This is a genomic window from Enterobacter cloacae complex sp. P47BA (assembly GCF_014930485.1).
In the GTDB taxonomy this organism is placed as follows: Bacteria; Pseudomonadota; Gammaproteobacteria; order Enterobacterales; family Enterobacteriaceae; genus Enterobacter; species Enterobacter bugandensis.
Window position 1 is genome coordinate 163,301 of the sequence record NZ_JADBRF010000009.1, and the last position, 24,524, is coordinate 187,824.

Consider the following 24,524-nt stretch of genomic DNA (forward strand, 5'->3'; position numbering starts at 1 on the left):
GACGCGGGTTTAACCATTTCACCATTTTAATGATGATTTTTTTTGAGGACTTATGGGCAACACTAAGTTGGCTAATCCGGCTCCGCTGGGCCTGATGGGTTTTGGCATGACCACCATTCTGCTGAACCTGCACAACATCGGGATGTTCCCGATGGACGGCGTAATCCTGGCGATGGGCATTTTTTACGGCGGTATCGCGCAAATCTTCGCGGGCCTGCTGGAATATAAGAAAGGCAACACCTTCGGCTTAACCGCCTTCACCTCTTACGGCTCGTTCTGGCTGACCCTGGTCGCCATCCTGCTGATGCCTAAAATGGGCCTGGCAGACGCGGCAAACGCCCACTTCCTGGGCGTCTATCTGGGCCTGTGGGGCGTCTTTACCCTGTTCATGTTCTTCGGCACCCTGAAAGGCAACCGCGCGCTGCAGTTCGTCTTCCTGAGCCTGACCGTACTGTTCGCCCTGCTGGCAATTGGCCACCTGGCGGATAACGAAGGCATCGTTCACGTAGCAGGCTGGATTGGCCTGGTGTGCGGCGCAAGCGCTATCTACCTGGCAATGGGTGAAGTGCTGAACGAACAGTTTGACCGCACCATTTTACCTATTGGTGAAAAACACTGATCCCTCTGTCGTGCCCGCCTCGCGGGCACGATATTCCCCCGCCTGACGAAGCCAAACCCCTAATCCCAGCCCCATCAGCGAGAGCGCGAGTACATACCAGGCAGGCGCCATCGGCGACACCCCCATCATCACCGTGACCACTATCGGCGTCAGCCCGCCGAAAATGGCATACGCGACGTTATAAGAGAACGATATCCCGGTGAAGCGAACCTCCGGCGGGAAGGCGCGCACCATGACGTAAGGCACAGCCCCCACGACGCCCACGCACAGTCCGACCACGCCGTACAGCAGGAACAGCTGTTCAGGATGGCTGCCCGCAAGATGGTAAAACGCCCAGCTCGACGCGGCCAGCAGCAGGCTGCCGACAATAAAGGTCAGGCTGGCACCGAAACGATCCGCCGCCAGCCCGGCGGCCAGACAGCCAAAGCAGAGCATGATTGTCGCAATACTGTTTGCCTGTAAGGTCACTGCAGGGGCGAAACCGTACTGTTTCTGCAGCCACACCGGCGACATCAAAATCACCACCACGATGCCCGCCGACAGCAGCCAGGTGAGCAGCATCGACACCACCACCGCTTTTTTATGACGCACCACAACGGCTTTGACCGGCAACTCCTGCGCCAGCGCTTTACGCTGCTGCATTTCGAGGAAAATCGGCGTCTCCTGCAGCCAGCGGCGCAGGTACATTGCCACCAGGCCGAACGCCCCGCCCAGCAGGAACGGAATACGCCAGCCCCAGTCGTGCACGGCCTGCTGCGTCATGCTGGTGTTGACTATCGTCGCTACCACCGACCCCAACAGGATCCCGACGGTCAGCCCCGCCGTTAACGTTCCGCAGGCGATCCCGATGCGGCGGGCAGGAACGTGCTCCGCCACAAACACCCAGGCCCCCGGCACTTCCCCGCCGATGGCCGCGCCCTGAAGAATGCGCATCAGCAGCAGCAATAGCGGGGCGAGAATGCCCATGGAGGCATAGGTGGGCAGCAGGCCGATCGCCAGCGTCGGCACCGCCATCAGCAGGATGCTCAGGGTAAACATCTTCTTACGCCCGACAAGATCGCCAAAGTGGGCCATGACGATGCCGCCCAGCGGACGTGCCAGATACCCGGCAGCAAAGATGCCGAAGGTTTGCACCTGACGCAGCCATTCCGGAATATCCGCCGGGAAGAAGAGCGCCCCCACCACGGCGGCGAAGAAGACAAAGATGATGAAGTCGTAAAACTCCAGCGCGCCACCTAAGGCGGCGAGCGTAAGCGTTTTGTAGTCCTGTCGATTCAGAGGTCGGGTGTTATGTGACATAGCGAACCATTGTGCATGTGTTGTGGATTATTTTTTACAGCAATCGTAAAGAAAAAATTACTATATCGTAAATCCATTTACACGCTACTGCAGCTGGCGCTAATGTCACATTTTAGTAAATTTCAGGAGATTGTCTCGCGGCGTGCGCTTTTAGGACGAAATGCTGCTACCACTTTGTCGTCAGTTTCCACGTACGGCCCGTCAAGCAGCTGTATACAATACGGTACACTTGCAAATATGCCGTGCACGATGACGCGACCGTCCTCGGCTTTTAATCCTTCAAGCGTCTCTTTGATCGACTTTGGCTGCCCCGGCAGGTTCAGTATCAGCGCCTGTTTGCGGATCACCCCCACCTGGCGGGAAAGGATTGCCGTCGGGACAAAGTGTAGACTGATCTGGCGCATCTGTTCGCCGAAGCCCGGCATTTCTCGGTCGGCGATAGCCAGCGTCGCGTCCGGCGTCACGTCACGACGCGCGGGGCCGGTTCCACCCGTGGTTAGCACAAGATGACAGCTCATCTCATCCACCAGCTCACACAGGGTCTGCTCAATGATCGGCTGTTCGTCGGGGATAAGGCGAGTCTGGATCTCAAACGGGGTGGTCAGCGCGCTTGCCAGCCACTCTTCCAGAGCAGGGATGCCTTTATCCTGGTAAACGCCGCTGGAGGCGCGGTCAGAAATCGACACTAAGCCGATGCGTAAGGTATTCATATCCATTCCATTCAAAAAGTACTGATTAATGGGAATGATACACGCAGAGGGAAAATTCAGACAGAGGACAGAAGAAGACGCGTGACCGGGAGCCCGGTCACGCAGAATGATTACAGCAGGTCGCCGATCATTTTTTCCAGTTTTTCCTGGTCGATAGCAAACTTACGGATACCGTCCGCCAGTTTGTCTACAGCCATTGGATCCTGGTTGTGCTGCCACAGGAACTCGGATTCGGTGATGCGCTCCGGGCGCGCCTTCACTTCGCCGGTGTAAGACAGCTTACGCTCGATAGCACCTTCGCTTTCTGCCAGCTCTTTCAGCAGCGCAGGGGCGATGGTCAGACGGTCACAGCCAGCCAGCTCAATGATTTCGCCCACGTTACGGAAGCTTGCACCCATAACCACGGTCTCATAGCCATGCTGTTTGTAGTATTCGTAGATTTCAGTCACGGAAATCACGCCTGGATCTTCAGACGCCGCGTACTCTTTCTTGTCGGTGTTGGCTTTGTACCAGTCCAGAATACGGCCCACGAACGGAGAAATCAGGTACACGCCTGCTTCCGCACATGCACGCGCCTGCGCGAAGGAGAACAGCAGGGTCAGGTTACAGTTGATGCCTTCTTTTTCCAGCTGCTCGGCAGCGCGAATGCCCTGCCAGGTCGACGCCAGTTTGATCAGGATACGGTCGTTGCTGATGCCCGCATCGTTGTACAGTTTGATCAGGCGTTTTGCTTTCGCGATTGACGCTTCGGTGTCGTAGGAGAGACGTGCATCCACTTCGGTAGAGATACGGCCCGGAACCAGCTTCAGGATTTCCAGACCGATGTTCACTGCCAGTTTATCGGTAGCATCCACAACCTGCTGCGCACGGTCATTGCTCTGTGCTTTCGCCCAGGTCACAGCCTCGTCAATCAGTTTGCGATACTCAGGGATCTGTGCGGCGTTAAGGATCAGAGAAGGGTTAGTTGTGGCATCCTGCGGCTGGTACAGCTTCATTGCCGCGATATCTCCGGTGTCAGCTACGACAGTGGTGAACTGACGAAGGGAGGTCAATTTATCCGTCATGATAGTGTTTCTCTTTTAACGTGCCCTGGATAATTCACGCTACCGACAGCATGCCTGCAGCGGAAAAATGACAGGTTTACTTGTTAGGGGGATGTAACCGGTCTGCCCTGATGATAACACGACGGAGGGGTAGCGCAACCGCAGACAGTGCGCTTAGGCAGAGTATGATAAACTCAAAATATTAACAGGCTGCTAAGCAACAGCATGCCCAATCAGTGGTAGCGCTTACATATTCACGTTGGCATCAACAAGAGGGACGTTAATGCCTGATTTCCTTTTCTTTATTAACGAAGTCCTCTGGGGTTCGATAATGATCTACCTGCTTCTGGGAGCAGGTATCTGGTTTACGCTACGCAGTGGGTTTATCCAGTTTCGCTATATTCGCAAGTTTGGCAGAAGTCTGAAAAACAGCGTCACGCCCCAGCCGGGCGGATTAACGTCGTTCCAGGCGCTGTGTACCAGCCTGGCTGCCCGCCTCGGTAGCGGAAACCTGGCGGGCGTTGCGCTGGCCATCAGCGCCGGTGGGCCAGGCGCTGTGTTCTGGATGTGGGTAACGGCGCTTCTCGGAATGGCTACCTCTTTTGCCGAAAGTTCGCTCGCGCAGCTCTACAAAGAGAAAGACAGAAACGGGCAGTTTCGCGGCGGTCCGGCCTGGTATATGGCGCGTGGCTTAGGAATGCGCTGGATGGGCGTTCTGTTCTCGCTTTTTTTACTGCTCGCGTACGGTCTTATTTTTAATACCGTGCAGTCAAACTCCGTCGCCCATGCCCTGCGCTATACCTTCTCCTGCCCGGAGTGGATCACCGGCATCGGTTTAGCCCTCTTTGTTTTGCTCACCATTTCTGCCGGCCTGAAAGGCGTTGCCCGCATAATGCAGTGGCTGGTTCCCATCATGGCGCTGCTCTGGGTTGCCGCAAGCCTGGTCGTCGCTGCGCTGCATGCCGACCAGGTTCCGGGCGTGATTGCGACCATCTTTAAAAGCGCCTTTGGCTGGCGTGAGGTGGCGTCAGGCGCGCTGGGTTACACCCTGAGCCAGGCGCTGATGGCAGGTTTTCAGCGAGGCATGTTCTCCAATGAAGCCGGGATGGGCTCCACTCCCAACGCCGCCGCGGCCGCCTCTTCCTGGCCGCCGCACCCGGCAGCGCAGGGTATCGTGCAGATGATAGGCGTGTTTATGGATACCGTTATTATCTGTTCCGCCAGCGCCATGATCCTCCTGCTGGCCGGTCCTGTGGCGCATGACTCGGATATCGACGGAATACAGCTTCTCCAGCAGGCGCTGGTGAACCTGACCGGCGGCTGGGGTTCGGGATTTGTCTCGCTCATTCTGATGCTGTTCGCCTTCAGTTCGATTGTGGTGAATTACCTGTACGCCGAAAATAACCTTATCTTCCTGAAATACGACTCTCGTCCTGCCATCCTCCTGCTTCGCCTGGGCGTAGTACTGATGGTGATCGCGGGCTCCCTTCTGAATATGCCGCTGGTCTGGCAGCTGGCGGATGTCATTATGGCGCTAATGGCAATCACTAACCTGACGGCGATCCTGCTGCTCTCGCCCGTTGTGAACCTTATTGCCAGGGATTATCTTCGCCAGCGCAAGCTGGGCGTTCCCCCGGTATTTGATGCCGCACGCTATCCCGAAATTCAGTCACAGCTTGCCCCCGGCACCTGGGATGATTTGCCCCGGCGATAACAGCTATCGATCAATTCAGGGCGATTTTTTGTTAAAGTCGCTCTAAATTTCCTGCAAGGACTGGATATGCTGATTCTGATTTCACCTGCAAAAACGCTCGACTACCAGAGCCCGCTCGCCACCGAGCGTTATACCCAGCCAGAACTGCTGGACTATTCGCAACAGCTGATCCGCGAAGCGCGCAAGCTCTCTGCGCCGCAAATCGCCTCGCTGATGAGCATCAGCGACAAGCTGGCAGACCTGAACGCGACCCGGTTCCACGAGTGGCACCCGGATTTCACCCCCGCCAACGCGCGCCAGGCGATCCTGGCGTTTAAGGGCGATGTTTACACCGGCCTGCAGGCGGAAGATTTTAGCGAAGCCGACTTTGATTTTGCCCAGCAGCATTTGCGCATGCTGTCGGGCCTGTATGGCGTACTGCGCCCGCTGGATCTGATGCAGCCATATCGTCTGGAGATGGGGATTCGCCTGGAAAACGCCAAAGGCAAAGACCTTTACCATTTCTGGGGCGACATCATCACCGACAAGCTGAACGCGGCGCTGCATGCTCAGGGTGATAACGTGGTGGTTAACCTGGCATCCGATGAGTACTACAAGTCGGTGAAGCCGAAAAAGCTGAACGCGGAGATCGTTAAGCCGATCTTCCTTGATGAGAAGAACGGCAAGTTCAAGGTCATCAGCTTCTATGCGAAAAAAGCGCGTGGCCTGATGAGCCGCTACATCATTCAGAACCGCTTGACGAAGCCGGAGCAGTTAACGGGATTCAACACCGACGGCTATTTCTTTGACGAGGCGTCGTCAGGGAAAGGTGAGCTGGTATTTAAGCGCCACGAGCAGTAAAACTAAACCCCGCCATCTGGCGGGGTTTTGCGTTAATGGTGCTTCCAGTCCGGGCCCGGACGGTGGTCGTCGTGATGATGGTCGTGTCGGTCATCACGATCGCGATGCTCGTCATGCGGACGCCAGTGGTTATCGCGCCAGTCATAATGCGTCTTCCACCAGTCGTGGTCGCGCCAGCGGCCGCCATCCCAGTAATGCCCGCTATTGTCCCGATCGCCAATCTGCAGTTTTACCGCAGGTACGAGAGTAATTTCAGATGCCTGTACCGCCATGGGGGCGACCAGCACCAGAGAAAGCGCAATGAGTGCAGGTTTTAGTGTAGACACAGGTGACTCCTTATTCTTCTTGCCCAACGTGGGCCGATGTAAGGAGAGTACGCGAGGGGAACGGTGGATGTTATTCTCTGCAATCCTAAACGCTAAGTGACCGCATTTATTGGGAATTTCTGCTTTTTTCCTGCAATTTTTCTCCTTAATTTCTTCATAAAAAAGCCGGGTGGCGCTGCGCTTACCCGGCCTACGGTCATCTCGTCGTTGTAGGCCCGGTAAGGCGTAGCGCCACCGGGCAACAAAATCACGCGCGCGTCATCATCAGATTCCGCAGTGCCGCGAAATCCGCCGGCAGCTCATGAGACAGCAGCGGCAGGTCGGCGCGCTCGGCCAGCTCTTTTGGCAGCGGCAGCGTTTCGCCCAGAATATCTTCCACGCTCTCTTTGAACTTCGCCGGATGCGCGGTGCCCAGGAACAGGCCATATTCACCCGGGTTAAGCTGGTCGCGCAGCGCGCGGTAAGCAATTGCCGCGTGCGGCTCAGAGGTGTAGCCCACCGCTTTCAGCTCGCGCATGGTGGCTTTGGTGGTTTCGTCCGCCACCGCAGCGTAGCCCAGGTCACCCAGACGCCACACCTTGCGGCGGAACAGCTCTTCCACGCGCGGCCAGTTGTTCGGCTGCGACACGTCCATGGCATTGGAGAGCGTCGCCTGCGTGGCGTTAGGCGCCCATTTGCCGTCTTTCAGGAAGCGCGGCACGGTATCGTTGGCGTTGGTGGCAGCGATAAAGCGTTTCACCGGCAGACCGAGAGATTTCGCCAGCAGCCCCGCCGTCAGGTCGCCGAAGTTGCCGCTTGGTACCGAAACTACCAGCTGATTGCGCGCTTCCTGCGGCAGCTGAGCCACCGCTTCGAAGTAGTAGCAGATCTGCGCCAGCAGGCGGCTGATGTTGATGGAGTTCGCCGAGTTCAGCCCCAGCGCGGCCTTCAGCTCTTCATCATCGAACGCCTGCTTGACCAGCGCCTGGCAGGCATCGAAATCGCCGTCGATCGCCACGGTTTCAATGTTGCCGCCGAGGGTGCAGAACAGTTTTTCCTGCAACGGGCTGATCTTGCCTTTCGGATAGAGGATCACCACGCGGACGTTTTTCAGGCCGTAGAACGCGTGTGCCACCGCCGCACCGGTATCACCGGAGGTCGCGGTCAGGATGGTCACCGGCTTGTCGCCGCTGATGTGGGTCAGCATCTGCGCCATAAAGCGGCCGCCGAAGTCTTTAAACGCCAGGGTCGGGCCGTGGAACAGCTCCAGACAACCGACGTCAGGCTCCACCTGCTTAACCGGAGCCGGGAAAGCAAACGCCGCACGCACGCGCTCTTCCAGCAGCTCCTGCGGGATTTCATCGCCAATAAACGCAGACAGAATTTTGGTGCTGCGGGTGACAAAGTCCAGCTTCAGCAGCTCATCGATTTCGGTCAGCTGAAATTCCGGCAGGTCGTGCGGGAAAAACAGCCCCTGATTTTTGCCCAGCCCCTGAGTCACCGCCTGCGCGAAGCTGACCTGCTCGTTATGATCTTTAAGGTTGTAGAGTTTCATTCGTTATCCCAGTACTCGTGCGCCAGCCGTGTCCAGACGGCAAATATGAACAAAGCCTTCCTGATTTTGCAGGTAGTGTTTAGAGAGCCAGTCCGCCACGCGCTGCGCGGTGTCTGGCTTATCGCACAGGGCGAACAGCGTCGGGCCGGAGCCGGAGATGCCGCACGCCTGCGCGCCGATATCCATTGAAGCCTGTCGCGCCTCGTTAAAGCCAGGAAGCAGCTTCGTACGGTACGGCTCGGCAATGACGTCTTTCATCAGCTTCGCCGCCAGCTGCGGCTGGCGGGTGTAGCAGGCGTGAATAAAGCCCGCCAGATGACGCCCGTGGGCGATACAGTCCTGGCGACGATACTGCGCAGGCAGGATGGCACGCGCTTCCGCGGTAGAGACCTTGATGCCCGGATAGGCCAGCACCCACAGCCATTCATCAAACCCTGGCACCTGCTGGCTGATGATGCCATTTTCTTCAATCATCAGCTGCATGCCGCCGAGGAAGCACGGCGCCACGTTATCGTAATGAATACTGCCGGAGATGCGCCCTTCCAGCTCGCCCATCAGCGCCAGCAGACGGCTATTATTCAGCGGCTTGCCGCAGTGCTCGTTCATCGCCACCAGCGCGGCGACAACCGAGCAGGCGCTGGAGCCCAGGCCCGAGCCAATCGGCATGCTTTTTTCCAGCGTCATGGCAACCGGCACGTTTTTGCCGATCTCCTGACAGAAGCGCTCCCAGCACTGATAAACGATATTCTCGCGTGGTTCAGGCGGCAGCTTACTGGCGAAACGGCCGACGTTATTCAGGCTGAAGCTTTCTGCCGCCTCAACCGTTACCGTATCGCCCAGCAGCGAACCGTCCACCGGCGTCACCGCCGCACCCAGCACGTCAAATCCGACGCTCATATTGGCGCTGGAAGCCGGGGCATATACTTTAACCATCTTAAACTCCTAACTTCCATGACAGGGTACGCAGCAGGTCGGCAAACACGCCCGCCGCCGTCACATCATTCCCTGCGCCATAGCCGCGAAGCACCAGCGGCAGTGGCTGATAATAGTGGCTGTAAAACGCGAGGGCGTTTTCGCCGTTTTTAACTTTGTACAGCGGGTCGTTGCCATCCACTTCGGCAATCTTCACCCGGCACACGCCATCTTCTTCAATGTTGCCAACATAGCGCAATACCTTACCTTCATCACGGGCTCTCGCCACGCGGGCGGCAAACGCGTCGTCAAGCTGCGGCAACCTGGCCATAAAGGCGCTGACGTCACCGCTGCTGTCAAACTCGGCTGGCAACACGGGTTCAATCACGATATCGGAAAGCTCAAGCTCACGGCCCGTTTCGCGCGCGAGGATCAGCAGCTTACGCGCCACGTCCATACCGGAGAGATCGTCACGCGGGTCCGGCTCGGTATAGCCCAGCTCGCGCGCGGCGCGGGTGGCTTCCGAGAGGCTCATCCCTTCGTCCAGCTTGCCGAAGATAAACGACAGAGAGCCGGAGAGAATGCCGGAGAAACGCTGCAGTTCGTCGCCCGCGTTAAGCAGGTTCTGCAGGTTCTCGATAACCGGCAGGCCCGCCCCCACGTTGGTGTCGTACAGGAACTTGCGGCGCGACTTGCTCGCCGCCAGTCGCAGCTGGTGATAGTAATCCATCGACGAGGTATTGGCCTTTTTGTTCGGCGTCACCACGTGGAAACCTTCGCGCAGGAAGTCCGCGTACTGGTCGGCCACCGCCTGGTTCGAGGTACAGTCGACGATGACCGGGTTAAGCAGATGATACTCTTTTACCAGACGGATCAGGCGCCCCAGGTTGAACGGCTCTTTTGCCTCTTCCAGCTCCGCCTGCCAGTTCTCCAGGTTCAGACCGTGAACGTTAGTAAGCAGCGCTTTCGAGTTCGCAATTCCGCAGACGCGCAGATCGATGTGCTTTTTCTTAAGCCACTCCTGCTGGCGCTTCACCTGCTCCAGCAGCGCACCGCCGACGCCGCCCACGCCAATCAGGAATAGCTCGATAACCTGATCGGTGTTGAACAGCATCTGGTGAACCACGCGCACGCCAGTGGTGGCATCGTCGTTATCCACAACAACAGAAATTGAACGCTCTGACGAGCCCTGGGCAATCGCCACGATATTGATATTGGCGCGCGCCAGCGCGGCAAAGAATTTGGCGGAGATACCGCGCAGGGTGCGCATACCGTCGCCCACCACGGAGATGATCGCCAGACGCTCCTGAATTGCGAGCGGCTCCAGCAGCTCTTCTTTCAGCTCCAGAAAGAACTCTTCCTCCAGCGCACGGCGGGCGCGCAGGCAGTCAGCCTGCGGCACGCAGAAGCTGATGCTGTATTCGGAAGAGGACTGGGTGATCAGCACCACCGAAATACCGTTGCGGGACATGGCCGCAAACACGCGTGCCGCCATGCCAACCATCCCTTTCATCCCCGGACCGGAGACGCTGAACATCGCCATATTGTTGAGGTTGGAGATGCCTTTCACCGGCAGTCCGTCTTCATCGGTACTCGCGCCAATCAGCGTACCCGGCGCTTGCGGGTTACCGGTGTTTTTAATCAGGCAAGGGATCTGGAACTGGGCAATCGGGGAGATGGTACGCGGGTGAAGCACTTTGGCGCCGAAGTAGGAAAGCTCCATCGCTTCCTGGTAGGACATCGACTTCAGCAGCCTGGCGTCCGGCACCTGGCGCGGATCGCAGGTATAGACGCCGTCGACGTCAGTCCAGATCTCACAGCAGTCTGCGCGTAAACAGGCGGCCAGCACGGCGGCAGAGTAGTCGGAGCCGTTACGGCCCAGCACTACCAGCTCGCCCTTCTCGTTCCCGGCGGTAAAGCCCGCCATCAGGATCATATGGTCAGAGGGGATTTTGCTCGCGGCAATACGGCGGGTTGATTCGGCAATATCAACGGTAGATTCGAGGTAGTGGCCCGCTGCCAGCAATTTCTCAACCGGATTGATCACGGTAACGTTGTGGCCGCGCGCTTCCAGCACGCCCGCCATGATGGCGATGGAGAGTTTTTCGCCCCGGCAGATCAGCGCCGCGTTGACGCTGTCCGGGCACTGGCCCAGCAGGCTGATGCCGTGCAGCACATGTTTGATCTGAGCAAACTCCTGCTCAACGAAAGACTTCAGCTGCGCGAGCGGGAAACCAGGCTGTGCCTCTGCCAGCCCCTGCAGCAGCTCGGCGAAGATACGCTCAGCATCGCTGATGTTCGGGAGTGCATCCTGGCCACCGATGGTCTTTTCAATCATCGCCACCAGATGGTTTGTGATTTTTGCCGGGGCAGAAAGCACGGTCGCAACCTGCCCCTGCCTGGCGTTGCTCTCCAGGATATCGGCAACACGCAGAAAACGTTCTGCATTTGCCACTGATGTACCGCCGAACTTCAACACTCGCATGGTTCTACCTCGTTTCCTTTAGCCGAAAAAAAAGCCCGCACTGTTCAGGTGCGGGCTTTTTTCTGTTTTTCCTGTACGCGTCAGCCCGCATCGTTACCTGTGGTAATGATGATGGTTGTGGTAATGGTGGTGATGCTGATGCGTTTCATGGATGTTGTGTACTCTGTCATTATTATCTGTCTGTGCTGTATTCTTTTAGGGTTAAAGGATCGGGCACCTTAAGTCAATGAATTTTTAATTTGATCACAATTCCGCGGACGTTCACGTCACGCTGCGTGACGTTTTATTTTCATCCGGATCCCCCACCCGCAACCCTCAACGACAGACCTTTTCGCCATAGTAAAAACTTATGACAGCATTTTACTCGGCCAATTTTTTTTCAATATCGTGCAGCAAACGGTGCAACATGGCGGTGTCCCGCTGCTCAAGACGTCCAAGGCGCTGCTGTAGCCAGTCGGCCATTTTTTGATCGTCCGCAACGCCAAGGCTCGATAAAAGACGCTCTACGCGAGCACGAAGCGCGGCCAGCTGATTTTCATTGGCGGCTTCTGTCTGGGGTTGAGGGATTTGCATTAGGGAAGCTAATTGATAGCAATAGACCATTACCGCCTGGCCTAAATTCAGGGAAGGATAATCGGCTACCATCGGCGCACCGGTGAGAACGTCCGCCAGCTCAAGCTCTTCGTTGGTGAGCCCGGAATCTTCACGACCAAATACCAGCGCGGCTTTCTCAAGCCACTGGCTTTTCTCTTCCAGCATGGGCACCAGTTCAGCAGGCGTGGCGTAGTAGTGAAACTTCGCCCGGCTGCGTGCTGTGGTGGCAACGGTAAATGAAATGTCATGCAGCGCGTCGGCAAGCGTAGCGTAAGTCGTTATATTATCGAGAATATCCCCCGAACCGTGCGCCACCCAGCGGGCGGCAGGCTCCAGGTGCGCAGTGCTGTCCACAATACGTAAATCGGTAAAACCCATGGTCTTCATGGCACGCGCCGCAGCGCCTATATTTTCGGCTCTGGCTGGAGCGACCAGTACAATCGACAGATGCATTTATGCTCTCTTTTTAATCAGTTAGCGGAGAAAAGTGTGATGCACTTCAACATATTACGCAGCACGAATTTACAAATTTGCAACACAAATCACCGAAATAGCGTTTCATAACAAATTAAAGACGCTAAACTATTTTGTGTCTGAACAATCAGTTAGAATGTTAACAGAAGCATATTATCCCTATGTTTTATAATGATAATGGCAACGTGAATACCCTGTTCTGATTGGATTCGCTTTGTTTATAAATCAATCTCCGCAACTAGTTGGTTTATTGAAAAATTGTGACAAAGGCTAGCATTCGGCTACGATGATTTCATCAAACTGTTAACGTGCTACAATTGAACTTGATATATGTCAACGAAGCGTAGTTTTATTGGGTGTCTGGTGTCACTTAGCCTGTTATGTTGCTGTTAAAATGGTTAGGATGACAGCCGTTTTTGACACTGTCGGGTCCAAAGGGAAAGTACCCAAGACCAAGCTAATGATGTTGTTGACGTTGATGGAAAGTGCATCAAGAACGCAATTACGTACTTTAGTCACGTTAAGCCGATCATGTTAATTTGCGACATGTATCAGGCAGGTCAGGGACTTTTGTACTTCCTGTTTCGATTTAGTTGGCAATTTAGGTAGCAAACATGCAGACCCCGCACATTCTTATCGTTGAAGACGAGTTGGTAACACGCAACACGTTAAAGAGCATTTTCGAAGCAGAAGGCTACGATGTCTTTGAAGCGACCGATGGCGCAGAGATGCATCAGATCCTTTCTGAAAATGATATCAACCTGGTGATCATGGATATCAACCTGCCGGGCAAAAACGGTCTTCTGCTGGCGCGCGAACTGCGTGAACAGGCGAACGTCGCGTTAATGTTCCTGACGGGCCGTGATAACGAAGTTGATAAAATTCTTGGCCTGGAGATCGGTGCGGATGACTACATCACCAAACCGTTCAACCCTCGCGAGTTAACCATTCGTGCACGCAACCTGCTGTCCCGCACCATGAACCTGGGCACGGTCAGCGAAGAGCGTCGTAGCGTCGACAGCTACAAATTCAACGGCTGGGAACTTGATATCAATAGCCGTTCGCTGATTAGCCCGAACGGTGAGCAGTATAAGCTGCCGCGCAGCGAATTCCGCGCGATGCTGCACTTCTGCGAAAATCCGGGCAAAATTCAATCCCGTGCAGAACTGCTGAAGAAAATGACTGGTCGTGAGCTGAAGCCTCATGACCGTACCGTAGACGTGACCATCCGTCGTATTCGTAAGCATTTCGAATCGACGCCTGATACGCCGGAAATCATCGCCACCATCCACGGCGAAGGGTACCGTTTCTGCGGTGATCTGCAGGAATAATCCCGCAGTTAACGCATGAAAAACGGCGCATTTGCGCCGTTTTTTTTATTTCCAGATCCGCATTGTGTCGTTATCAGGCTCTGCGGGCGGTGCAGGTCGCTTCGGCTGTGAAAGCGAATACCAGTCGAAATGACGAGTCAGGTACATGACGGCGAACAGCGCCAGCGCGAGAACCGCAGACCCCAACAGCAGTGCGCTATCCTCCGAGCGCAGCAGGAACCACATCACCACGTCCAGCCCCAGCAAGGCCAGCACAAACAGTCCGCTGCGCTTCCAGCTTTTCAGCACGGCCTGCAGGTACATTCCGTTCATCGCCGCACCAACCAAACTTGCAACTACCCAGGCTGGCGTAAACCCGACATGTTCTGATAGCGCCAATAGCACCAGATAGAACAGCACCAGCGACAGCCCCACCAGCAGATACTGCATCGGGTGCAGGCGCAGCCCGGTTAAGGTCTCGAAAACAAAGAAGGCCATAAACGTCAGCGCAATCAGCAAAATGGCGTACTTGATCGCCCGGTCAGTCAGCTGATACTGATCGGCGGGCGTGGCTACCGTAACGCTGAAGGCGGGGATCGACTCCCATGACGGCGACTCGCTTCCGTTGAACCAGCTCTCAAGATTGTTCGCAAACCAGCTGCTCTGCCAGTTCGCCTGAAAACCGGCGTCACCAATTTTATGCTTCACCGGCAGATAATTACCCATAAAGCCAGGATGCGGCCAGTTGCTGTTCAGCGCCATTTCACTGCTACGTCCTACAGGTACCACGGCAAAACTTCCTGTTCCCGTCAGATTCAGCGAAATATCCATAGCAAACGTTTTTAATTCCAGCGCTTTGTCAGTCAGCGGGATATGGATACCGGAAAGCGCGCCATACACGCCTGTACCCGGCTCCACACTTAGCGTCTCGCCGTTGATACTAGAGACTTTCACCGTGCCAATGCCTCGAGCATCGCCCACGCCAACAACGATAAACGGCTGCCCCAGGGTCATCGACTCCCCTTTCAGCTGCGTCATTTTTTCCGTGTTGAATCGGGCTTTTATGTTGAGGTCGGTATTCCAGATCTGTCCGTCATAAATGCCGATATTTCGCGACTCAACGCGCTGGTTACCCTCAACGCGCAGAGACTCCGGCAGGATAAAATGCATATAGCTTTTCTTGTACTCGACTTTTTTCTCATCCTCTAACTTATAAAAAACCTCGGTTACCGGGATCGCAATCAGCGGGCCGACCAATTTTTGCGGCCCGCTGGTGCTCTGGCGAAGCGTATTTTCGACATCGTTGCGGTAGCTTTCACGCTCTGAAATGAGGTTACTCACCATAAACAGTGGGACTAACAACAGCAGGATGCACCCCAGCAGGGTGCTTACTTTCCAGAACAGGGGGGATTTCATCATTACGTCTCCTTTGTGATGTGGAGAGCGTAACCAGGCTGTGTGGGGCCAGTTTGAAGTTATGTGAAGGGACGGTGAAGTGTCAGCGTGGCTATCACGCCACCTTCATCACGATTACGCAATGTAATCTCTCCGTGGTGCAGACGCGCCACCTCCTGAACAAACGCCAGCCCGAGTCCGCTACTTTTCAACCCGTTCTCGCGCGGCAGGGAATAAAAGCGCTCAAAAATACGATCCAGCGCATAATCCGGGATCCCGCTTCCGCTGTCGGTGACGATCAGCCGTATCTGCCCCTGCTCTTCCCGGGCCGCCAGTTCAATGGCGCCGCCCTGTTGGGTAAAATCGATAGCATTATCCAGTAAATTACCGAGCGCCTGTTCGAGCAGGTCGGGATCGCCTTCAACAAGAAGCGAAGCGGGCTGGAGGGTCAGCGCAATCTTTTTTGCCGCCAATAGCGCCGAACGCGCGTCGGCAAGCCGTGTAAACAGCAGGTCGACGCGGACGGCCTGGGGCGTAATCTCGACCCGATTTTCAAGCCGCGCCTGAGTCAGCAGTTTTTCAACCAGCGACTGCATACGCGCGTTTTGCACCAGAATATTATCGATAAACCGCGCGGCCACCTGCGGCGGCGGCTGCTCGGTGAGAATTTCTGCCGCGCCGCGTATGGCGGCTATTGGGCTTTTCAGCTCGTGGGTCAGCGCATGGACATAATGTTCAATGTAGTTTTTCCCCTCAAGACGAATACGCATATTTTCCAGCGCCTGAGCCAGCTTGTGCAGTTCGCTACTGCCTGGATTAGGCAGCGGGAGAGGCGTATCAGTGGTCACCGAGTCGGCATAGCGCGATAACGTACTGATGGAACGATTGATCCACCAGGCGACGAGAAAACCGATCAGTAAAGCAATGCCAAGCAGCGCCCCGCCAGCCCACAGAATCCGCCTCTCGCTGCGTTGGATAACCGGCGCCATCGCACTGTTAGGTTTCCCGACCGACAGCACGCCGATAATCTTGCCCTGCTCCACAACCGGTGCGGCAACATACATCACCGTGCTCTCCGGATCGTCGGGATGGCTCTGGGTACTGCGCGCGCCGTATTGGCCGCGAAGCGTCAGCCAGACATCGTTCCAGCGAGAGTAATCTTGCCCCACGGCCAGGCCGGCAGAATCAAACACGACGCGGCCCTGCGCATCGGTCATGTAGACGTGATACTCGTTGCGCACCTTATGAATGCCGCCGATATTGGCGCGGAAAGGCCGCTGATGGAGCTGTAAAAAGGCCTGCGCCAGTCTGCCCTGCTGCGCATTGCCCGAAAGAAGATCCTCACGCCCAACTTCGGCGAGCAAGGTCGCGGTATCGATCAACGTGCCCTCGGTTGCCCTGCGCACGCCGGGCTTCACTTCCTGAACAAAGATCGACAGCACAAACCATGCGGCGATGGCGACGATCAGGAAGTACCCCAGCAGCAAACGCATTCCGATGCGCATTAATAAAGCCCCAGGCTATAGCCCATACCGCGATGGGTGCTGATGGGTGACAGTTCCTCATTCACTGCCCGCAGCTTGGCGCGCAGGGTCTTGATGTGAGTGTCCACGGTACGATCGTAACTGTCGCCGTCTTCGCCCCACACCTTGTCCATTAACTGTTGCCGAGAGAAAACCCGTCCCGGAGCCTGTAGTAACGTTTTAAGCAGCAAAAACTCATAGCGCGTGAGCGGTAATGCTTCACCGCACCAGCTAATTCGCGCGGCAGCTTCGTTCAGCTCAAACTGTCCGATACGCACCGTCTCCGCTGGGGCGGCGGATTTTTGCATCCGCCGTAAAATGGTCCTTACCCGGGCGCACACCTCACGCGGGGAGAAAGGCTTGGCGACGTAGTCGTCTGCGCCCATTTCCAGGCCGAGGAGTTTATCCACTTCGTCACTGCGTGCCGTCAGAAACAGCACGGGCAGTGACGGATGCTGCGCCAGAAGCTGGCGGCAGAGCTCAAAGCCGCTGATGTCCGGCAGCCCGACGTCAAGAATGGCGAGCGCCGGAGCCTGCTGGCGCGCCGCCTCCAGCACCGGTAAACCGCGCTCAAACGCTTTTACTGCAAATCCTTCCTGCTGAAGCATGTAGATTAGCGTATCGGCGATACTGGTTTCGTCTTCAACCAGCCAGACTACAGGTCGTTGCATGGTTCATCCCTGAATTAATGCCACGGCATAATCGGCACCGCACTAATGGCGTTTTTCGGTGACCCTTCCACCACTTTATCGGAATACGCCAGGTAGGCCAGGGTGTTGCGTTTTGCATCATAGAAACGCACCACCTGCAGCTTTTTAAACACCAGCGAGGTCCGTTTCTGGAACACCACATCGCCCTGCGCTTTGCCGTTTTTGATTTTATCGCTCAGCTCAACCGGTCCCACCTGCTGACAGGAGATTGCCGCATCGGAAGTGTCTTCCGCCAGCCCCAGGCCGCCTTTAATACCGCCCGTCTTCGCGCGGCTGACGTAGCAGGTGACGTTTTTCACGTCCGGATCGTCAAACGCCTCCACCACAATTTTGTGGTCCGGACCGAACATTTTGAACACGGTATCGACAGAACCAATCTGTTCCGCCTGCGCCGCACGGCCCGCTACCAGTAACAGGGCAGTAAGAAGCAAAGTCTTGTATTTCATATTGTTACCATTCTTTAAAATTGCATTGAGCGATTATTCAACACGTTAGTCAAAAATGTAGCAAGATCACAGGATTAGAATATATTCACCCAAAATGAGAGAGAAAAGGCATTAATGCGCAAAAAAAACACTGAATGCTAAAACATCAAAAAATGCTATTATCCGCTAACCTGTTATCAGGCACCTGCTGTTTTAAGGATGAGGATAGTATATGGATCAGGCTGGAATTATTCGCGACCTGCTCACCTGGCTGGAAGGTCATCTCGACCAGCCTTTGTCACTGGATAATGTGGCGGCTAAAGCGGGCTATTCCAAGTGGCATCTGCAAAGGATGTTCAAGGATGTCACCGGTCATGCTATCGGTGCCTATATTCGCGCACGTCGTTTATCGAAATCTGCGGTGGCTTTGCGCCTGACCGCGCGGCCAATTCTGGATATTGCCCTGCAGTACCGTTTTGATTCGCAGCAGACCTTCACCCGCGCCTTTAAAAAACAGTTCTCGTTGACGCCAGCGCTCTATCGCCGCTCGCCTGACTGGAGCTCGTTTGGTATGCGTCCGCCGCTGCGTCTGGGCGAGTTCGCGATGCCGAAATACGAAATGGTCACTCTGCCGGAAACCCATCTGATCGGTACAACCCAGAGCTATTCATGCTCTCTGGAGCAGATTTCTGAGTTCCGCCATCAGATGCGCGTTCAGTTCTGGCGCGATTTCCTGAGCCATGCGCCGGCCATTCCGCCGATCCTGTATGGCCTCAACGAAACGCACCCAAGCCAGGAAAAAGACGACGAGCAGGAGGTGTTTTACACCACCGCGCTGACGCCGGAGCTGGCGAATGGCTACATTCAGGGTTCGAAGCCGGTCGTGCTGGAAGGCGGCGAGTACGTGATGTTCTCGTATGAAGGACTGGGTACGGGCGTCCAGGAGTTTATCCTGACCGTTTACGGGACCTGCATGCCAATGCTGAATCTGAATCGCCGTAAAGGTCAGGATATCGAGCGCTACTACCCGGCGCAGGATGCCAAACCGGAAGAAGGCCCAATCAATCTGCGTATGGAATTCTTGATTCCTGTCCGTCGTTAACGCTGCAGTTCATCAAGCGCAGGGGCATCGAGATGCGAAATGTCCCCTGCCATCTCCACGACCCAGCCCGACGCCAGCCACGCGCTTTCCTGATAATCAATCCGGGAAATGGAGCAGTTACGCAGGCGTAACCGACGCTCAGCGTAAGCCGGTAACCCCAGAATGGTGCTCACCAGGCAGCCGAGCGCGATACCGTGACTCACCAGCAGCGGACGGCTGCCTGCCGGAAGCTTGAGGCATTCCGCCAGCGCGGCATGCATACGCACGCTCAGCTCCTGCATGGATTCCCCTTCAGGAATACGACCATCTTCGGTACCGTTCACCAGCGTGCGGCGCCAGCCTTCCTCCGTTTCCGTCAGCGTATCAATATGGCGCTTTTCAAGCACGCCCATATCCAGCTCGCGCAGGCGCGGCTCAAGCATCACATCGCAGCCGCAGGCGTCGGCAATGATGCGCGCCGTCTGCTGTGTGCGACCTAAATCGCTGGTAATAACGTGGGTAATGCCCAGCGTTCTGGCGCGTTCCGCCACCTGCCACGCTTGCTGCACACCCTTCTCGGTGAGAGGACTGTCTGACTGGCCTTGAATACGTCGCTCGGCGTTCCACTGCGTTTCACCGTGGCGAACAAGGTATACCTGTAACATGCTTTTTTTCCGTTATACTGCGATGAGTTTTTTTTGAATCGAGCTTAATTATGCACCATGTTGTCTCTGCTACCACCAATCCTGCCAAAATTCAGGCAATTCTAAAGGCTTTTGAAGAGATTTTCGGCGAAGGATCCTGCCATATTGAGGCCATCGGCGTCGAGAGTGGCGTACCTGAACAGCCGTTTGGCAGCGAGGAAACGCGCGCTGGCGCACGAAATCGCGTGGCAAATGCAAAAGCCGCGGCCCCGAAGGCTGACTACTGGGTCGCCATTGAAGCAGGCATCGACGAAGGCGCAACCTTTAGCTGGGTGGTGATTGAAAGCCGTGAGCAGCGCGGCGAAGCGCGCTCAGCCACCCTGCCGCTGCCGGAGATCATTCTGGAAAAAGTGCGTGCAGGTGAAGCGCTCGGGCCGGTGATGTCACAGTACACCGGCATTGATGAGATTGGGCGTAAAGAAGGGGCGATTGGCGTCTTTACGGCGGGTAAGCTCACGCGTTCAGGGGTTTACCATCAGGCGGTGATCCTGGCGCTGAGCCCGTTTCATAACGCCATTTATCGTTGATCGCTCAATAAGACCGACTCGAGCCACTGGCGCAGCTCAACCGGCGCAGACTTCAGGCTGTTCGATCCACGGGTGATCGTCGCGATGCCCGCGCCTAGCTCGTTTTTCAGCTCGCGCTGGCTCATCTCACCGCGCAATAGCTCTTCAATAATCCGCACGCGCGTGCCCAGCGCCTCACGCTCGTCCGGCGTAAGCATCAGCTGCATGAGGGGTAGGTGCAAATCCTGCTCGTAAGACTGGCGAAGCAGCTCCACAAAACGAAGCCACTCCTGGTGACGCTGTTCGGCCATTGCCGAGGAATACGGGGAATGCTGGGTCATGTTATGCTGCCTCTTGTACTCTTTAGCGAGTACAGCATAACACAACCCATGCCGATCAGTAACGTCTCTGCCACTCGGCATCGCTCATCAGGGTATCTTTCTGCCCCATGAAGTAGCGATAGTAGGCGTCATAGGCCAGCACGTTCTTCACGTAGCCGCGCGTTTCCGAGAACGGAATGCTCTCCACGAACGCCACTGCGTCAATGCGTCCTGCACTGTTGCCAAGCCAGGTGCGCACGCGGCCTGGACCGGCGTTATATGCCGCCGACGCGAAGATGCGGTTATTGCCAAACTGCTGATAGACATACTGCAAATAGCTGGTGCCGATGTTGATGTTGGTATCCGGATCGAGAAGCTGTGACGGGCTGCTGTAACCTGGAATGTTGAACATCTTCACCGTATGCGTCGCCGTCCCCGGCATAATTTGCATCAGCCCGCTGGCACCCACCGGTGAACGAACTTTCGGGTTCCATGCGCTCTCCTGACGGGCAATCGCCATGGCGTAGCTTTGCGGGATATCTTTGCCGCTGGTGTATCGGTCAAACAGATCTTTATACGCCAGCGGGAAACGCTCTTCGAGATGGTCCCACAGCTTGCCTGAAATCGTCGCCTGCACGCTCAGATCCCACCAGCGATTATCAAACGCATAGCGGGCAAGCTGCGCTTTTTCATCCGTGGTGCGGCTGGTCACCAGGTTGGCCCACTCGCTGCGCGCGGTGTTATCCATGTTCCAGTACATCAGCTCGCGCACGCGCGCCATCTCTGGCCCCTGCGTCAGAGCGGGGTTCGCGTTAGCGGGCGCTTTGTCTATCCTGAGCGTGTACTCCTCGCCCAGCCGTTGCGCCGCCGCCATCGGGTAGAACCCGCGCTGCTGCATCAGCGAGTGAAGAATCTCTTTGGCTTCGTCTTCACGACCGCGCTCCATCAGCAGATCGGCCTGCCAGTAGCGCCATTCGTCCTTCTCTTTGGCTTCCATCGGCAAACGCGCGAGCCAGGTGTTGAGGCCACGGCGGTCGCCGGTGCCCAGCGCCATGCGCACGCGGCGCTCGACAAGCGAGGTCGAGTTTGAGCGCATGATCGCATCGTCACGCCAACGCGCCTGTTCGTCGGTCACGTCCGTGCCCATCAGTCGCCAGGCCACGATGTCGCGCAGCTCCTGGGTTTGATCTTCATTCAGCTGCTGCGCCTGCACCAGCTGCGGGATCATCAGCCGCGCGTTTTCGACATCGTCACGCGCCACGCTGGCAAAAGCCACCGCCGCCATCTGGCGGGTAAAATCGGTCGAGCCCGTGCTGCGGGCAAAGGTCAGGACGCTGTTCGGATCGTTTGCCAGCGCGATAACCGCCGAGGAGATCGTCTGGTAATCGGACGGCATCTGCCCTGCCAGTGCGGTTACCAGACGCGTGTTGCCGGCTTTCATCGCCAGGCGGATGCGCTCAAGGTAGGCCAGCGGATCCTGCTTGCCGGAAGCGCGCCATGCGCCGAACAGGGAATCACAGGCGTTCGGCTGGCTTTTGCCGGTTAGCCACAGATCTTTCGCCCCGGCCCAGGCCTCTTCCTGCTGCCCGGTCGCCCATTTCGCATAGTAGTAATTACACTGCGCTTCGGTGGTATTCGGCTTGTCAGGGCTAAACGCCAGCAGGCCTCGCCAGTCTTCACGCCGCGCCAGCTCATTCACAAAACGAGACTGGAGATTTCGGGCAGGCGGCAGGGTCGGGTTCGCCTGAATGAAATTATTCACGGTGACGGTTGGCTGGTTCATCAGATCGTCGGTAATCTGGCGATACTCCAGATACGGATACAGCGGATAATCCTTCAGCGTCGGCATCAGCGCCTGCACGGTATCCATCTGCTTGTTGTCCCACGCCTGTTTAATCTGGGCGTAGCGGTTACGTTGTTCATCCAGTGAATCGGCATGCACCGCCTGGCTTACCGCCATTACGCATACGCTGGCAGCCAGCAGACGCCAGACCACCCGTTTGGCTTTTTCCACAAGCTCTTCCTCATTGTTTTTTCGTCAATTGCAGCGTCTTGCCACGTCAAAGTCACAACAACTTATGCTAACCAGGCATCCAGCAACGCGCCACGTCATGGACACTTTTTTACCTTTCTTGCGCGTTTTAACACTCCCGACGTTCCTGGCTGGGATTAGGGCGTGAAAAAGGCTACACTTCGAGGCTGAAATTCCTTCTCATTTACGATAAAAGAGGCGAAGTCCACGTGGCTCAATTCGTTTATACCATGCATCGTGTCGGCAAAGTTGTCCCGCCGAAACGTCATATTCTTAAAAATATCTCGCTGAGCTTCTTCCCGGGCGCAAAAATTGGTGTGCTGGGTCTCAACGGTGCCGGTAAGTCCACCCTGCTGCGCATCATGGCCGGCATCGATACAGACATCGAAGGTGAAGCCCGTCCGCAGCCAGGCATCAAGATCGGCTACCTGCCGCAGGAACCTCAGCTGAACCCGGAACACACCGTACGTGAATCCGTTGAAGAAGCGGTATCCGAAGTGGTTAACGCGCTGAAAGGTCTGGATGAAGTGTATGCCAAATACGCCGAGCCGGATGCGGACTTCGACAAACTGGCCGCTCAGCAGGGCAAATATGAAGAGATCATCCAGGCGCACGACGGTCACAACCTGAACGTGCAGCTGGAGCGCGCGGCGGATGCCCTGCGTCTGCCGGACTGGGATGCGAAAATCGCGAATCTCTCCGGTGGTGAACGCCGCCGCGTGGCGCTGTGCCGCCTGCTGCTGGAAAAACCAGACATGCTGCTGCTCGACGAACCGACCAACCACCTGGATGCGGAATCCGTGGCGTGGCTGGAGCGCTTCCTGCACGACTTCGAAGGCACCGTGGTGGCAATTACCCACGACCGTTACTTCCTCGACAACGTCGCCGGCTGGATCCTGGAGCTGGACCGCGGTGAAGGTATTCCGTGGGAAGGCAACTACTCTTCCTGGCTGGAGCAGAAAGATCAGCGTCTGGCGCAGGAAGCGTCTCAGGAAGCGGCCCGTCGCAAGTCTATCGAGAAAGAGCTGGAGTGGGTTCGTCAGGGCGCGAAAGGCCGTCAGTCTAAGGGCAAAGCCCGTCTGGCACGCTTTGAAGAGCTGAACAACACCGAATACCAGAAACGTAACGAAACCAACGAACTGTTTATTCCGCCTGGAGCACGTCTGGGGGATAAAGTGGTTGAAGTGACCAACCTGCGTAAGTCCTACGGTGACCGCGTGCTGATCGACGATCTGACCTTCTCCGTACCGAAAGGCGCTATCGTTGGCATCATCGGTCCGAACGGCGCGGGTAAATCGACCCTGTTCCGTATGATGTCCGGTCAGGAACAGCCAGACAGCGGCTCAATCACCCTGGGTGAAACCGTGAAGCTGGCCTCCGTAGACCAGTTCCGTGACGCGATGGATAACAGCAAAACCGTGTGGGAAGAGGTTTCCGGCGGGCTGGATATCATGCGTATCGGCAACACCGAGATGCCAAGCCGCGCTTACGTTGGACGCTTTAACTTTAAGGGCACCGACCAGGGCAAACGCGTGGGCGAGCTGTCCGGCGGCGAGCGTGGTCGTCTGCACCTGGCGAAGCTGCTGCAGGTGGGCGGTAACGTTCTGTTGCTCGATGAACCGACCAACGACCTGGATATCGAAACCCTGCGCGCACTGGAAAACGCCCTGCTGGAATTCCCGGGCTGCGCCATGGTTATCTCGCACGACCGCTGGTTCCTGGACCGTATCGCGACCCACATCCTGGACTACCAGGACGAAGGTAAAGTGGAGTTCTTCGAAGGTAACTTCACCGAATACGAAGAGTACAAAAAACGCACGCTGGGCGCAGACGCGCTGGAGCCGAAGCGTATTAAGTACAAGCGTATTGCGAAATAAAAGCAAAACGGCAACCTCGGTTGTAATGCCGATCAGTTAAGGATCGGTTGACCGATCCAGTGGCTGTGTAAGAATCCGGAAATGTTTACCC

General features: G+C 56.2%; 24 protein-coding genes and 1 other annotated feature. Of the genes, 7 read left to right on the forward strand and 17 right to left on the reverse strand.

The window, feature by feature from the left end; all coding sequences use genetic code 11:
* Positions 1–52: 52 nt before the first annotated feature.
* A complete protein-coding gene (satP, locus tag IM299_RS11455; RefSeq protein ID WP_041911269.1) occupies positions 53–619 on the forward strand; it encodes an acetate uptake transporter in 567 nt (188 codons plus the stop codon).
* Here satP and IM299_RS11460 read toward each other — a convergent pair.
* The 3 genes from IM299_RS11460 to tal all read right to left on the reverse strand — a co-directional run bounded on the left by IM299_RS11460 (position 596) and on the right by tal (position 3,692).
* Positions 596–1,918, reverse strand: a complete 1,323-nt coding sequence (locus tag IM299_RS11460; RefSeq protein WP_028015463.1) for an MFS transporter — start codon at positions 1,916–1,918, stop codon at positions 596–598. The genes satP and IM299_RS11460 overlap by 24 nt on opposite strands.
* A 122-nt stretch (positions 1,919–2,040) precedes the next feature.
* Positions 2,041–2,628: a molybdopterin adenylyltransferase gene (gene mog, locus IM299_RS11465; RefSeq protein ID WP_028015462.1), complete on the reverse strand. Its 588-nt coding sequence runs from the start codon at positions 2,626–2,628 to the stop codon at positions 2,041–2,043.
* Between the two features lie 110 nt (positions 2,629–2,738).
* A complete protein-coding gene (gene tal / locus IM299_RS11470) occupies positions 2,739–3,692 on the reverse strand; it encodes a transaldolase (RefSeq protein ID WP_003856481.1) in 954 nt (317 codons plus the stop codon).
* 262 nt (positions 3,693–3,954) lie between these two features.
* On the opposite strand from tal, the gene IM299_RS11475 reads away from it, so the two are divergent.
* Positions 3,955–5,385: a sodium:alanine symporter family protein gene (locus IM299_RS11475; RefSeq protein ID WP_182035112.1), complete on the forward strand. Its 1,431-nt coding sequence runs from the start codon at positions 3,955–3,957 to the stop codon at positions 5,383–5,385.
* A gap of 66 nt (positions 5,386–5,451) precedes the next feature.
* On the forward strand, positions 5,452–6,225 hold the full coding sequence (gene yaaA, locus IM299_RS11480) for a peroxide stress protein YaaA (RefSeq protein WP_193357503.1): 774 nt from the start codon (positions 5,452–5,454) through the stop codon (positions 6,223–6,225).
* 32 nt (positions 6,226–6,257) lie between these two features.
* On the opposite strand, the gene IM299_RS11485 is transcribed toward yaaA, so the two are convergent.
* From IM299_RS11485 to yjjY, 7 genes are all read right to left on the reverse strand, one after another.
* Entirely contained in the window at positions 6,258–6,551 is a 294-nt protein-coding gene (locus IM299_RS11485) for a DUF2502 domain-containing protein (RefSeq protein WP_193357504.1), read from the reverse strand.
* Positions 6,552–6,798: 247 nt separating this feature from the next.
* Positions 6,799–8,085, reverse strand: a complete 1,287-nt coding sequence (gene thrC, locus IM299_RS11490) for a threonine synthase (RefSeq protein WP_193357505.1) — start codon at positions 8,083–8,085, stop codon at positions 6,799–6,801.
* Between the two features lie 3 nt (positions 8,086–8,088).
* Complete coding sequence (gene thrB, locus IM299_RS11495; RefSeq protein ID WP_041911275.1) at positions 8,089–9,018, reverse strand: homoserine kinase; 930 nt, start codon at positions 9,016–9,018, stop codon at positions 8,089–8,091.
* Between the two features lies 1 nt (position 9,019).
* Positions 9,020–11,482 (reverse strand): bifunctional aspartate kinase/homoserine dehydrogenase I, encoded by a 2,463-nt coding sequence (gene thrA / locus IM299_RS11500; protein WP_193357506.1) that lies wholly within the window; start codon positions 11,480–11,482, stop codon positions 9,020–9,022.
* 24 nt (positions 11,483–11,506) lie between these two features.
* Positions 11,507–11,624, reverse strand: a sequence feature (Thr leader region).
* Positions 11,563–11,631 carry a thr operon leader peptide gene (thrL, locus tag IM299_RS11505; RefSeq protein ID WP_015572623.1) on the reverse strand — a complete coding sequence of 23 codons (69 nt, stop codon included), beginning with the start codon at positions 11,629–11,631 and terminating at the stop codon, positions 11,563–11,565. (Overlaps the previous feature by 62 nt.)
* 211 nt (positions 11,632–11,842) lie before the next feature.
* Positions 11,843–12,529, reverse strand: a complete 687-nt coding sequence (locus tag IM299_RS11510) for a tRNA/rRNA methyltransferase (protein ID WP_045259421.1) — start codon at positions 12,527–12,529, stop codon at positions 11,843–11,845.
* A 399-nt stretch (positions 12,530–12,928) separates the two neighbouring features.
* Complete coding sequence (yjjY, locus tag IM299_RS11515) at positions 12,929–13,069, reverse strand: protein YjjY (RefSeq protein ID WP_085928893.1); 141 nt, start codon at positions 13,067–13,069, stop codon at positions 12,929–12,931.
* 95 nt (positions 13,070–13,164) lie between these two features.
* Between yjjY and arcA the strand changes: the two genes are divergently transcribed.
* Positions 13,165–13,881, forward strand: a complete 717-nt coding sequence (arcA, locus tag IM299_RS11520; protein ID WP_003856501.1) for a two-component system response regulator ArcA — start codon at positions 13,165–13,167, stop codon at positions 13,879–13,881.
* A 45-nt stretch (positions 13,882–13,926) separates the two neighbouring features.
* Here arcA and creD read toward each other — a convergent pair whose 3' ends face one another.
* Genes creD through creA form a run of 4 tightly spaced genes read right to left on the reverse strand, consistent with a single transcriptional unit; the run spans position 13,927 to position 17,934 of the window.
* Positions 13,927–15,279, reverse strand: coding sequence for a cell envelope integrity protein CreD (gene creD / locus IM299_RS11525; protein WP_041911278.1), 1,353 nt, complete (start codon positions 15,277–15,279; stop codon positions 13,927–13,929).
* Between the two features lie 56 nt (positions 15,280–15,335).
* The gene (gene creC / locus IM299_RS11530; RefSeq protein WP_048957855.1) at positions 15,336–16,760 is read right to left on the reverse strand and encodes a two-component system sensor histidine kinase CreC; all 1,425 of its coding nucleotides are present in this window, start codon (positions 16,758–16,760) and stop codon (positions 15,336–15,338) included.
* Positions 16,760–17,449 carry a two-component system response regulator CreB gene (gene creB, locus IM299_RS11535; RefSeq protein ID WP_047363400.1) on the reverse strand — a complete coding sequence of 230 codons (690 nt, stop codon included), beginning with the start codon at positions 17,447–17,449 and terminating at the stop codon, positions 16,760–16,762. Before creB ends, creC begins: the two co-directional genes overlap by 1 nt.
* 14 nt (positions 17,450–17,463) lie before the next feature.
* The gene (creA, locus tag IM299_RS11540; protein WP_014882476.1) at positions 17,464–17,934 is read right to left on the reverse strand and encodes a protein CreA; all 471 of its coding nucleotides are present in this window, start codon (positions 17,932–17,934) and stop codon (positions 17,464–17,466) included.
* Positions 17,935–18,145: 211 nt separating this feature from the next.
* On the opposite strand from creA, the gene robA reads away from it, so the two are divergent.
* Positions 18,146–19,015, forward strand: coding sequence for an MDR efflux pump AcrAB transcriptional activator RobA (gene robA, locus IM299_RS11545; RefSeq protein ID WP_028015450.1), 870 nt, complete (start codon positions 18,146–18,148; stop codon positions 19,013–19,015).
* On the opposite strand, the gene gpmB is transcribed toward robA, so the two are convergent.
* Positions 19,012–19,659: a 2,3-diphosphoglycerate-dependent phosphoglycerate mutase GpmB gene (gene gpmB / locus IM299_RS11550; RefSeq protein WP_008502057.1), complete on the reverse strand. Its 648-nt coding sequence runs from the start codon at positions 19,657–19,659 to the stop codon at positions 19,012–19,014. The two genes, robA and gpmB, sit on opposite strands and share 4 nt — an antisense overlap.
* 50 nt (positions 19,660–19,709) lie before the next feature.
* On the opposite strand from gpmB, the gene yjjX reads away from it, so the two are divergent.
* Positions 19,710–20,225: an inosine/xanthosine triphosphatase gene (gene yjjX, locus IM299_RS11555; protein ID WP_045259419.1), complete on the forward strand. Its 516-nt coding sequence runs from the start codon at positions 19,710–19,712 to the stop codon at positions 20,223–20,225.
* Here the strand turns inward: yjjX and trpR are convergent.
* Together trpR and sltY are read right to left on the reverse strand one after the other, a co-directional pair.
* Positions 20,216–20,545: a trp operon repressor gene (gene trpR, locus IM299_RS11560; protein WP_024907404.1), complete on the reverse strand. Its 330-nt coding sequence runs from the start codon at positions 20,543–20,545 to the stop codon at positions 20,216–20,218. The genes yjjX and trpR overlap by 10 nt on opposite strands.
* A gap of 55 nt (positions 20,546–20,600) precedes the next feature.
* Positions 20,601–22,538: a murein transglycosylase gene (gene sltY, locus IM299_RS11565; protein WP_045631123.1), complete on the reverse strand. Its 1,938-nt coding sequence runs from the start codon at positions 22,536–22,538 to the stop codon at positions 20,601–20,603.
* A gap of 227 nt (positions 22,539–22,765) precedes the next feature.
* On the opposite strand from sltY, the gene ettA reads away from it, so the two are divergent.
* Positions 22,766–24,433 carry an energy-dependent translational throttle protein EttA gene (gene ettA, locus IM299_RS11570; protein ID WP_003856515.1) on the forward strand — a complete coding sequence of 556 codons (1,668 nt, stop codon included), beginning with the start codon at positions 22,766–22,768 and terminating at the stop codon, positions 24,431–24,433.
* The last annotated feature ends 91 nt before the right edge of the window (positions 24,434–24,524 follow it).